Genomic DNA, 11,644 nt, shown 5'->3' with positions numbered 1-11,644 from the left:
TGGCGTTCTTTTGACATGGACCTGGGTTAGCGCTGACGTTCCTGGGCACGCAGCTTGAGCTGTTTCGACTGCACATGCAGGCTGGCGCGCACCAGCAGCTCCCGGTCATCCTCGCGGATGCGCACGTAGTCGAGCACCACGTGGGTGCCATGCTCTCCGGCGTCCCGCTGCACGACCTCGCCGTAGCAGTAGACGGCGGAGGCCTCTTCCCGCAGGAAGATCTTGAGCCGCACTATCTGGTGCAGGGCGGGGGCCTCCCCGTGCCCCTGGTGGGGGTGCAGGTAGGTGAGCTGCCCGGCGCCAAAGCGCAGGGTGTGGAAGCGGTGCTCGGGGTGATCCTGGGCCGCCAGCACATAGCCCATGATCATGTCGATCTTGCGGGACTGCTGGTTGATGATCTCCACCAGATCGTGCATGGACTCGTTCTGGCTGCGCAGCAACCGGCTGCTCACCAGATCGATGGAGGTGATGGCGGAGGCGATGCGAAACGGCTCGGGCAACTCGGCCTCCAGGGCCTCCAGCGTCGGCAGACGAAAGTCGGCCGGCATGGGGATCACATTGACCGGCGTGGCATGGGTGACGCTGAAGAACTGTTCCTGCATGGAGGCTATCCCTTGTTGTCATAGACGGTTTCCCTTTATTATCCGGTATCTTATTTCGTTGGCAACGTAGATATCCTTGAAGACCGGACTTTTTCAGCCACTGTCGCTGGCCATCGGCCTGCGTTATGCAGGCTCGCGACGCAGTAACCGCTTCGTCTCCTTTATCTCCCTGTTCTCCACCTTTGGCATCGCCATCGGGGTCGCTGCCCTGATGGTGGTGATCTCGGTGATGAACGGGTTCGAAGGCCAGCTCAAGGGGCGCATCCTCGGTGTGATCCCCCATGTGGTGGTGACCAATCAGGCCGGACGCATCGAGGCCGAGCCCGAAGGTCTGCCCGACCTGGCCCGCTTGCCCCACGTGGTGGCCACGGCCCCCATGCTCGACAGCGAAGGCATGCTGCAAAGCCCGGGTCAGCTCACCGGCGTGAGCGTGCAGGGGATCGATCCCGCCCGCTGGCCCAAGGATGACATCCTGCACGCCCAGATGCTGGGAGGGCGCCTTGACAGCCTGCAGGCCGGTGAATACCACATCGTGCTGGGGCAGGGGGTGGCCAGCCGACTCAAGGTCTCCATCGGCGACCAGGTGCGTCTCATCCTGACCGAAGGTACCCGCTTTACCCCCTTTGGCCGGGTGCCGGCCCAGCGTCTTTTCACCGTCTCCGGCATTTTCGGGGTCGGCGCCGACGTGGACAGCCAGGTGGCCCTGATTGCCCTGGGGGATGCCCAGCGCATGCTGCGCCTGCCCGCAGACAAGGTGGGCGGCATCCGCCTCTGGCTGGACGATCCCTTCGCCGCCGACGAGGTGGTGAAGACCGCGTTGCCGGACGGGCTGGAGTGGCAGGACTGGCGCCGCGAGCGCGGCGAGCTGTTCCAGGCGGTGGCCATGGAAAAACGGATGATGGGGCTGATGCTGGTGCTGATCATCGCGGTCGCCACCTTCAACATCCTCTCCGCCCTGGTGATGGTGGTCACCGACAAGGAAGGGGAGGTGGCCATCCTGCGTACCATGGGCATGAGCGAATCCGGCATCGTCAAGATCTTCATGGTGCTGGGGGCGTCGAGCGGCGTAATCGGCGCCCTGTTCGGGGGGCTGGCGGGGCTGGCGCTCTGCTTTGGCCTCAATCCTCTGCTCAATGCCCTTGGGCTCAACCTCTATATGGCGGCAGGGGGCAGCGGTCTGCCGGTCATCGTCGAGCCGGCCCAGGTCATGACCATTTTGCTGGGCGCCGTGCTGCTCAGCTTCAGTGCCACCCTTTACCCGGCCTCCCGCGCGGCCCGGGTCAAACCGGCGGAGGCGCTGCGTTATGAATAATTCATCTTCTGTTGTTACAGGTGCAAGTGGAGCCCCCGTTATGAATCAATCCGTCTCCTGCGAGCCGCTGCTGCGCTGTCAGGCCCTCAATCATGTCTACAAAGAGGGCAATCTGGAGACCCAGGTACTCAAGGGGATCGAGCTGGACGTCGCCCCCGGGGAGATGCTGGCGGTGGTGGGGAGCTCGGGCTCCGGCAAGACCACCCTGCTGCACCTGATGGGGGCGCTGGACAACCCTTCCAGCGGCGCCGTGCTGTTCAAGGGGCAGGACATCCATGGCTGGGACAGCCGCACCCAGGCGAGGTTTCGCAACCAGGAGCTGGGTTTCGTTTACCAGTTCCACCACCTGCTCTCGGAATTCAGCGCGCTGGAAAATGCGGCCATGCCGCTGCTGATCGCCGGTGAGTCGGTGGCCAGCGCCACCGAGAAGGCGAGCAAGATGCTGGGGCGGGTGGGGCTCTCCCACCGTCTCAACCACAGACCGTCCGAGCTCTCCGGTGGTGAGCGCCAGCGGGTGGCCATCGCCCGTGCCCTGGTCAACGAACCCAGCCTGGTGCTGGCGGACGAGCCCACCGGCAACCTGGATCATGCCAGCGCCACCGCCGTCTATGAGCTCTTGTGCGAGCTCAACCGCGAGCTTGGCACCGCGTTCGTGGTGGTGACCCATGACTTGAGCCTGGCCGCCAAGCTCCACCGCCGGGTCACCCTGGTGAGCGGCATCATGGCGGAGGTCGCCTGATGTTCAAGCCGCTGCCCCTGTTCCTGGGCCTGCGTTACAGCCGCTCCCGCCGCCGCAACGGCTTCATCGCCTTCATTTCGGCCTCCTCCCTCATCGGGATCGCCCTCGGGGTGATGGCCCTCATTCTTGGCCTCTCCGCCATGAACGGGTTCGAGCGGGAGCTCAAGAACCGGGTGCTCTCCGTGGTCCCTCACGGCGAGCTCATCGGCATGGAAGCGCCGCTGCCTGACTGGCCGCGGCTCAGGGACTACCTGCTGGCCCAGCCCGGGGTGGAGGCGGCTGCGCCCGTCATTCGCCTGGACGGCCTGCTGGAGCACGGCTCCGCCCTCAAGGGGGTCCAGCTGCGTGCGGTGCTGCCGGAGCTGGAAGCCAATCTCTCCGATGCGGGCAACTTCATGACGGGTCGGGGCCTTCGCGAGCTGCAGGCGGGTGAACACGGAGTCATCCTCGGCAAGATCATCGCCGACAAGCTGGGGGTCAAGACAGGGGACACCGTCACCCTGCTGCTGCCCCAGGCGGGTGATGCCGCCGGCATCAAGAACCCGAAACGGGAGGCGCTCACCGTGGTAGGGCTGCTCGAGATCGGTGGCCAGCTCGACGGCCTGCTCGGCTTCATGCACCTGGCGGACGCCCAGGCCATCACCGGCATGGGCAGCGCGGTGGAGGGGTTCAGCATCAAGGTGAGCGACGTGCTCAAGGCCCAGTCCATTACGGTGGCGGCGGCCCAGAAATTTCCGCACTACGTCTATATCAGTAGCTGGATGAGCCGTCAGGGTTATCTCTATCAGGACATCCAGATGGTGCGCACCGTGATGTACGTGGTGATGCTGATGGTGGTGGCGGTGGCCTGCTTCAACATCGTCTCCACCCTGGTGATGGCGGTGAATGAGAAGCGCAGCGAGATTGCCATCTTGAAGACCATGGGGGCGAGCCCGGGCCAGATCCGGCTCACTTTCGTCATCCAGGGGATGGTGAACGGGGTGGCGGGAGCCTTGCTAGGCGCCCTGCTGGGCGGCCTGCTCTCCAGCAAGCTGACCCAGATCCTGAGCGCCATCGAAGGAGTGATCGGGCACCGTTTCCTCAATCCGGACATCTACTTCATCGACTTCCTGCCGACCGAGCTGCACATGCAGGACTTGCTCATCGTGACCGGCGCCGCCATCCTGATGAGCCTGGTGGCGACCCTCTATCCCGCCTGGCGGGCGAGCGGCCTGGTGCCGTCCCGGGAGCTGGGGCATTGATACCCATGGATGTGATAACGGGCCCTGCGGGGCCCTTTTTATTGTCACTCTTTTGTGGGGAACCCCCCGAAGTGGCGGTTATCGAGGCAATACGCAGGAGGAGATGATGCCCGGTGCCGTGTTGATGGCATCAATGGGCATTCAACTCATCGAGAGGCAGTGAAAAACTCCCCACGAAGACATCGATGAAGTAGCGCATGGCGGGGTTCATCCTGGCGTCCAGCATCTGCTCGAGGCGCTTTCGCGCGGGCTCGAACTCCCGGTTGCCGACGCTCAGCTCCTCCAGACACTTGGTGTAGGCACAGAGGGTGTCTGCATCCTTCACCAGGCTGGTGAGGGCCTCGTCCTGGGCGCCGGAGTCGAGCAGGGGGCGAAAGTCCTCGACCAGCTCAGGCGGCAACATGCCCAGCAGGCGCTGCTCGGCGGCAAGCTCAATCTTCTTGTATTCACGGGCGATTTCGGGATTGAAGTACTTGACCGGGGTGGGCAGATCCCCGGTCAGCACCTCGCTGCTGTCGTGGTAGAGGGCCATGACGGCGGCCCGGTCTGCATCCACCTGAGCGCCGAACAGGCGATTGCTGATAAGGCCGAGGGCGTGGGCCACCATGGCAACCTGCAAGCTGTGCTCGGCGATGTTTTCGGGCTGGATGTTGCGCATCAGGGGCCAGCGGTAGATGAGGCGCATACGGGCGAGGTTGGCAAAAAAATGGCTGGGCAGCATGAAAGACCTCGAATGGGGCAATGAAAAAGGGCAGACCCTAGTCTGCCCTTTTTTCCACCCGCAAGGATAGTCTGAGATGGGCTGTCAGCGGATGTAGCGGCCCGATTCGGCCTCGTGGTTGGTCACTATCATCTGGCCGATGGGGGCAAGGCTGATGAGGGCCAGCTTGAGGTGCTGGATGCCGAACGGGATGCCGACGATGGTGACGAAACAGGCCAGCGCCGAGGCGATGTGGCCGATGGCCAGCCAGACCCCGATGAGCACAAACCAGAGAATGTTGCCAATCAGCCCCAGGGCACCGGTGCCGATGTCGCTCTGGCCCGTCATGCTCTTGCGGCTCACCGCCTGCTTGCCAAACGGGAAGAAGGTGAAAGTGCCGATGACGAAGCAGGCGCGTCCCCAGGGGATCCCGATGAGGGAGATGAAGCAGAGCAGCCCCGCCAGCCACCAGGCCAGCCCCATGAAGACGCCTCCCAGCACGAACCAGAGCAGATTGAACAAGAAGCGGAAAAAGGACATGTGGGTGACTCCAGCAGCACGTAAATTGGTTGTCACCATAGCGAGCCCTGCCGGGGGACGCAATGGCGCAGGCGAGAAGGTGGACAATTTGGGTCGCAGCACGCCATTTTTGTGCCTGATTGGCGGCGGATGGCGATCAAAATGGCCCGTTCGCCGTGAAAAAGAGTGAGCCAGTGCAAATTATTGCGGATGGAATGCTTGAACTCGGTGCAAGGCTTCCCCATATAGGAGAAAGTCTTGCGCAAATTGTGCTGTCTGTGCCCCGGATGGGGGATGTGCGGCTCGACGCGACCACTGCACGCCGCTATAATGTCGCGTCATATTTTCTCATCACAAAGACAGTCGTTGTCTTTATAAACAGGAAGACTCCGGGCTTGCCCGGGGGCAATAAAGGGTCAGCACGCAGTGCTGAGTTGAACGAGGTAAAAGAATGCAAGTTTCTGTAGAGACAACCCAGGGTCTGGAACGCCGTCTTACCATCACTGTACCGGCCGCTACCGTTGACGCCGCCGTGCGCAAAGAATTGAATGGCCTGGCCAAAACCCGTCGCATCGACGGTTTCCGTCCTGGCAAGGCTCCGGTTGCCATCATCAAGAAGATGTTCGGTGCCATGGCTCACGCCCGCGTTGCCGATGAAATGATGCAGAACAACTTCATCAAGGCCATCATCGAGAACAAACTGAGCCCGGCTGGCGCCCCGACCATGGATCCGAAAGAGATCAAAGAAGGTCAGGATTTCGAGTTCACCGCCACTTTCGAAGTGTATCCGGAGTTCGAAGTTGCCGGTCTGGAGAGCATCAAGGTCGAGAAGCCGGTTGCCACCGTTAAGGACAGCGACCTGGAAAACATGATCGACACCCTGCGCAAGCAGCACGCCACCTGGACTGAAGCCGCTGTGGCTGCCGCCAACGGCATGCGTGTGACCATGGACTTCGTCGGTTCCATCGACGGTGAAGAGTTCGACGGTGGCAAGGCTGAAGGCTTCACCCTGGAACTGGGCGCTGGCCGCATGATCCCGGGCTTCGAAGACGCCATCCAGGGCAAGAAAGCGGGCGACGAGTTCACCATCGAGGTGACTTTCCCGGCTGACTACCACGCCGAAGCCCTGAAGGGCAAGGCTGCCAAGTTTGCCTCCAAGCTGCACAAGGTTGAAGAGCAAGTGCTGCCCGAGCTGACCGAAGAGTTCGTCAAGCGTTTCGGCATCGAGAGCGGCAGCGTTGAAGAGCTGAAGGCTGAAGTGCGCAAGAACATGGAGCGCGAACTGGCCCAGGCCCTGAAAAACAGCGTGAAAGAGCAGGTACTGAACGGCCTGGTTGAAGCCAACCAGATCGATCTGCCGAAGGCTGCTGTTGCCCAGGAAATCGACACCCTGCGTCAGCAGGCTCTGCAGCGCTTCGGTGGCTTCCAGGGCGGCAACGCCCCCGAGCTGCCGGCCGAGCTGTTCCAGGCCCAGGCCGAGCGCCGTGTCCGCGTTGGTCTGCTGCTGGGTGACGTCATCCGCACCAACGAGATCAAGGCTGACGACGCCCGTGTGACCAGCATCATCGAGTCCATGGCCACTGCCTACGAAGATCCGAAAGAAGTGATCGAGTACTATCAGCAGAACGAGCAGATGCTGAACGGCGTGCGCAACCTGGCCATTGAAGATCAAGCCATCGATCTGATCCTGTCCAAGGCGCAAGTCACCGAGAAAGAAGTTGCCTTCGACGAAGTGATCAACAAGTCCGGTGCCGCTGCCTAAGAACATTTGACTTAAGGTCAAAACTGTTAAGTATAATGGCTCGTGTGATCTCCACTCGGGCCATTTTATTTTAGGGACAATGCCTTATGTACAAGAACTATAACGATGTGACTGAATCCCCACGCAATGCGCTCATCCCGATGGTGGTAGAGCAAACCGCGAAAGGGGAGCGTTCCTACGACATCTATTCCCGTCTGCTGAAAGAGCGGGTGATCTTCCTGACCGGTCAGGTCGAGGATCACATGGCGAACCTGGTGGTGGCCCAACTGCTGTTCCTGGAGTCCGAGAACCCGGATCAGGACATCAGCATCTACATCAACTCGCCGGGTGGCGCCGTCACTGCGGGTATGTCCATTTATGACACCATGCAGTTCATCAAGCCGGACGTGAGCACCGTCTGCATGGGGCAGGCCTGCTCCATGGGGGCCTTCCTGCTGGCCGGTGGCGCCAAAGGCAAGCGTTTCTGCCTGCCCAATGCCCGAGTGATGATCCACCAGCCGCTGGGCGGCTTCCAGGGCCAGGCTTCTGACATCCAGATCCATGCCCAGGAGATCCTGAAAATCAAGAATACCCTGAACGATCGTCTGGCGTTCCATACCGGTCAGGACATGGCCACCATCGAGCGCGACACCGACCGTGACAACTTCATGTCCGCCGAACAGGCCGTTGCCTATGGTCTGGTTGACGGCATCCTGAGCCAGCGCGGCTGAGCAGGGTACCCCGTCCTGTTGTAAACTCAACAGGACGATCCATCCTCTATTGATAAAACGAGGTCGCTGAATGACAGAGAAACGCAAGGGTGAGGGCGACAAGCTGCTGTATTGCTCTTTCTGCGGCAAAAGCCAGCATGAAGTGCGCAAGCTGATCGCTGGCCCTTCCGTCTACGTATGTGATGAGTGTGTCGAGCTGTGCAACGACATCATCCGCGAAGAGATCCGCGAGATCTCTCCCAAGCGCGATGGTAGCGAGCTGCCGACCCCTCATGAAATCCGCGCTCATCTGGACGACTACGTGATCGGTCAGGAGTACGCCAAGAAGGTGCTGGCAGTGGCTGTCTACAACCACTACAAGCGTCTTCGCAGCGGCAGCGAGTCCGGTGGCGTGGAGCTGGGCAAATCCAACATCCTGCTGATTGGCCCCACCGGCAGCGGCAAGACTCTGCTGGCCGAGACCCTGGCTCGTCTGCTGGATGTGCCCTTCACCATGGCCGATGCCACCACCCTGACCGAAGCCGGTTACGTGGGCGAGGACGTGGAGAACATCATCCAGAAGTTGCTGCAAAAGTGCGACTACGACGTGGAGAAGGCCCAGCGCGGTATCGTCTACATCGACGAGATCGACAAGATCTCCCGCAAGTCGGACAACCCCTCCATCACCCGCGACGTCTCCGGGGAAGGGGTGCAGCAGGCACTGCTGAAACTGATCGAAGGCACCATCGCCTCCGTGCCGCCCCAGGGCGGTCGCAAGCACCCGCAGCAGGAGTTTTTGCAGGTCGACACCTCCAAGATCCTCTTCATCTGTGGTGGTGCTTTCGCGGGGCTGGACAAGGTGATCGAGCAGCGCTCCGTCAAGGGCACCGGCATCGGTTTTGGCGCCGAGGTGAAATCCAAGAATGCCAAGGCAACCCTGAGCGAGAACTTTGCCAAGGTGGAGCCGGAAGATCTCATCAAGTACGGTCTCATCCCCGAGTTCATCGGCCGTCTGCCGGTGGTCGCGACCCTGACCGAGCTTGACGAGGCTGCCCTCATCCAGATCCTGAAAGAGCCGAAAAACGCGCTGACCAAGCAGTATGCCGCGCTGTTCGCCCTGGAAGAGGTGGAGCTGGAGTTTCGTGACGACGCGCTCAATGCCATTGCCCGCAAGGCCATGGAGCGCAAAACCGGTGCCCGGGGTCTGCGTTCCATTGTCGAGGCCGTACTGCTCGACACCATGTATGACCTGCCCTCCCTGAAAGGGGTCAGCAAGGTGGTGATCGACGAGACGGTGATCAAGGGAGACTCCGCGCCCCTGATGATCTACGACAATCCCGAGACTCAGGCCGCAGCCTCAGAGTAACTGTCTGATTTTTAATCACATAAAGGGGCTTTTTGCCCCTTTCATGCTTTTTACGGCCAAGGCGATTGAATCTCATCTTTGCGCCCCCATATACTCAGCCAAGCCTTTGCCAACGGTATAACAAGCCGAGAGGACATATATGAACCTAGAGCGTTCAGAACGCATCGAGATTCCCGTCCTGCCTCTTCGTGACGTGGTGGTCTATCCCCACATGGTCATTCCACTCTTTGTGGGGCGGGAAAAATCCATTCGCTGTCTGGAAGCGGCCATGGAGCAGGACAAGAAAGTCCTGCTGGTGGCCCAGAAGGATGCGTCGACTGACGAACCGACGGTGGAGGAAATTTTCTCCGTCGGGACAGTGGCCAATATTCTGCAGATGCTCAAGCTGCCGGACGGCACCGTCAAGGTGCTGGTGGAGGGGGGCCAGCGTGCCCGCCTTGAGCGGATGAACGACGATCGCGACTTCTTTGTCGGGGAGGCCCAGTACATCGCGTCCGCCCCCATCGAGGAGAAGGATCAGGACGTGCTGGTGCGCTCTGCCATCGGCCAGTTCGAAGGTTACATCAAGCTCAACAAGAAGATCCCGCCCGAGGTACTCACCTCGATTTCGGCGATTGACGATGCGGCGCGCCTGGCCGATACCATGGCTGCCCACATGCCGCTCAAGCTCGAAGACAAGCAGAAGGTGCTGGAAATCGCCTCCGTGTCCGAGCGCATCGAGTTTCTGATGGCCATGATGGAGTCGGAGATCGACCTGTTGCAGGTCGAGAAACGCATCCGCTCTCGGGTCAAGAAGCAGATGGAGAAGAGCCAGCGGGAGTATTACCTCAACGAGCAGATGAAGGCCATCCAGAAAGAGCTGGGTGAGCTGGAAGACAGCCCGGATGAATTCGAAGCCCTCAATCGCAAGATTGAAGAGGCCGGGATGCCGGAGGATGCCCGCGAGAAGGCCCAGGCCGAGCTCGCCAAGCTCAAGATGATGTCCCCCATGTCGGCGGAAGCCACCGTGGTGCGCAGCTATGTGGACTGGATGGTGCAGGTGCCCTGGAAGACCCGCTCCAAGGTCAAGAAAGACCTGGGCAAGGCCCAGGAGGTGCTGGATGCGGATCACTATGGCCTGGACAAGGTCAAGGATCGCATCCTCGAATACCTGGCAGTGCAGGCGCGGGTCAACAAGCTCAAGGGCCCCATCCTCTGCCTGGTCGGGCCTCCCGGGGTGGGCAAGACCTCCCTGGGCCAGTCCATCGCCAAGGCCACCGGCCGCAAGTATGTGCGCATGGCCCTGGGTGGGGTGCGTGACGAGGCGGAGATCCGTGGTCACCGTCGTACCTACATCGGCTCCATGCCCGGCAAGCTCATCCAGAAGATGGCGAAAGTCGGCGTGAAGAACCCGCTGTTCCTGCTCGACGAAATCGACAAGATGAGCTCGGACATGCGTGGCGATCCCGCTTCCGCCCTGCTGGAGGTGCTGGATCCCGAGCAGAACAGCAGCTTCAACGATCACTATCTGGAAGTGGATTATGACCTGTCGGACGTGATGTTCGTGGCCACCTCCAACTCCATGAACATCCCGGGTCCGCTGCTGGACCGGATGGAAGTGATCCGTCTGTCCGGTTACACCGAGGACGAGAAGCTCAACATTGCCAAGCAGCACCTGGTTGCCAAGCAGATCCAGCGCAACGGCCTGAAGCCTTCCGAGATCACCATCGAGGATTCGGCGCTGATCGGAGTGATTCGCTACTACACCCGCGAGGCGGGTGTGCGCAGCCTGGAGCGTGAAATCTCCAAAATCTGTCGCAAGGCAGTCAAACGCATCCTGCTGGACAAGAGCATCAAACATGTTCAGGTCAACCAGGAGAACCTCAAGGAGTTCCTGGGGGTACAGCGCTTTGACTATGGCAAGGCCACCGACCAGAACCAGATTGGTCAGGTGTGCGGGCTGGCGTGGACCGAAGTGGGGGGCGATCTTCTCACCATCGAGACCACCAACATGCCAGGCAAGGGCAAGCTCACTTACACCGGTTCCCTCGGTGACGTGATGCAGGAGTCCATCCAGGCGGCCATGACGGTGGTGCGTGCCCGCGCCGAGAAGCTACGTATCAACGGCGACTTCTACGAGAAGCGCGACATCCACGTGCACGTGCCGGAAGGGGCGACCCCGAAAGACGGCCCGAGCGCCGGTATCGCCATGTGTACCGCCCTAGTCTCCAGCCTCACCGGCAACCCGGTGCGCGCCGACGTGGCCATGACGGGTGAAATCACCCTGCGTGGCGAGGTGTTGCCCATCGGTGGTCTCAAGGAGAAACTGCTGGCGGCCCACCGTGGTGGCATCAAGCGTGTGCTGATCCCGAAAGAGAACGAACGTGACCTCGAGGAGATCCCGGCCAACGTCAAACAAGATCTTGAAATCTATCCGGTTCGCTGGATTGATGAGGTGCTTGCACTGGCGTTGCAGGACAATCCGCAAGGTTTCGAACGCGTTTCTGTCGTGTAAATGTTGATGCGCCGCAAATTTGGCGCATTCGGGGGGTGGTTAAGGCTTGCATGCACCGGACAACGGAAGTAGCCTTGACCACCGATCGGGTACTCATGATGAGTCGCAATGCGTGATGTGGCGCGGGTTTGCGCCAGATTGTCACTTGCAACTGATCAGGAGGCTTGTTATAAAACCTCCACTTGTTGTGGCCAGGGAAATCAGCGCCGCAGCGATGTTC

10 protein-coding genes are annotated in these 11,644 nt (G+C 60.8%); 7 read left to right on the top strand and 3 right to left on the bottom strand.

All coding sequences use genetic code 11. The features are described 5' to 3' along the window. Nucleotides 1-26: 26 nt before the first annotated feature. Entirely contained in the window at nt 27-602 is a 576-nt protein-coding gene (locus I6L36_RS02900) for a PilZ domain-containing protein (RefSeq protein WP_042863798.1), read from the bottom strand. A gap of 76 nt (nt 603-678) precedes the next feature. Here I6L36_RS02900 and I6L36_RS02895 point away from each other — a divergent pair, with 76 nt between their 5' ends. Genes I6L36_RS02895 through lolE form a run of 3 tightly spaced genes read left to right on the top strand, consistent with a single transcriptional unit; the run spans nt 679 to nt 3,894 of the window. Further along, nucleotides 679-1,914: a lipoprotein-releasing ABC transporter permease subunit gene (locus I6L36_RS02895; RefSeq protein WP_010674566.1), complete on the top strand. Its 1,236-nt coding sequence runs from the start codon at nt 679-681 to the stop codon at nt 1,912-1,914. A gap of 40 nt (nt 1,915-1,954) precedes the next feature. Next, nucleotides 1,955-2,653 (top strand): lipoprotein-releasing ABC transporter ATP-binding protein LolD, encoded by a 699-nt coding sequence (lolD, locus tag I6L36_RS02890; RefSeq protein WP_010674567.1) that lies wholly within the window; start codon nt 1,955-1,957, stop codon nt 2,651-2,653. Further along, nucleotides 2,653-3,894: a lipoprotein-releasing ABC transporter permease subunit LolE gene (gene lolE / locus I6L36_RS02885; protein ID WP_109112213.1), complete on the top strand. Its 1,242-nt coding sequence runs from the start codon at nt 2,653-2,655 to the stop codon at nt 3,892-3,894. Before lolD ends, lolE begins: the two co-directional genes overlap by 1 nt. A gap of 130 nt (nt 3,895-4,024) precedes the next feature. Here the strand turns inward: lolE and yfbR are convergent, their stop codons facing one another. After that, entirely contained in the window at nt 4,025-4,615 is a 591-nt protein-coding gene (gene yfbR, locus I6L36_RS02880) for a 5'-deoxynucleotidase (protein ID WP_010674569.1), read from the bottom strand. 84 nt (nt 4,616-4,699) lie between these two features. Next, nucleotides 4,700-5,134 (bottom strand): YccF domain-containing protein, encoded by a 435-nt coding sequence (locus tag I6L36_RS02875; RefSeq protein ID WP_042016081.1) that lies wholly within the window; start codon nt 5,132-5,134, stop codon nt 4,700-4,702. A gap of 430 nt (nt 5,135-5,564) precedes the next feature. Here I6L36_RS02875 and tig point away from each other — a divergent pair, with 430 nt between their 5' ends. From tig to lon, 4 genes are all read left to right on the top strand, one after another. After that, nucleotides 5,565-6,875: a trigger factor gene (gene tig / locus I6L36_RS02870; RefSeq protein WP_109112113.1), complete on the top strand. Its 1,311-nt coding sequence runs from the start codon at nt 5,565-5,567 to the stop codon at nt 6,873-6,875. Nucleotides 6,876-6,961: 86 nt separating this feature from the next. After that, nucleotides 6,962-7,585, top strand: coding sequence for an ATP-dependent Clp endopeptidase proteolytic subunit ClpP (clpP, locus tag I6L36_RS02865; RefSeq protein WP_005324106.1), 624 nt, complete (start codon nt 6,962-6,964; stop codon nt 7,583-7,585). A gap of 70 nt (nt 7,586-7,655) precedes the next feature. Beyond that, a complete protein-coding gene (clpX, locus tag I6L36_RS02860) occupies nt 7,656-8,930 on the top strand; it encodes an ATP-dependent protease ATP-binding subunit ClpX (RefSeq protein ID WP_010674573.1) in 1,275 nt (424 codons plus the stop codon). 139 nt (nt 8,931-9,069) lie between these two features. Then, nucleotides 9,070-11,424 (top strand): endopeptidase La, encoded by a 2,355-nt coding sequence (lon, locus tag I6L36_RS02855; RefSeq protein WP_109112112.1) that lies wholly within the window; start codon nt 9,070-9,072, stop codon nt 11,422-11,424. The last annotated feature ends 220 nt before the right edge of the window (nt 11,425-11,644 follow it).

Origin of the sequence: Aeromonas sp. FDAARGOS 1406 (genome assembly GCF_019048565.1) — a bacterium.
Taxonomy (GTDB): Bacteria; Pseudomonadota; Gammaproteobacteria; order Enterobacterales; family Aeromonadaceae; genus Aeromonas; species Aeromonas caviae.
The sequence above is the reverse complement of the archived record's forward strand: the minus strand, read 5'-3'. Positions and strand labels throughout refer to the sequence as shown.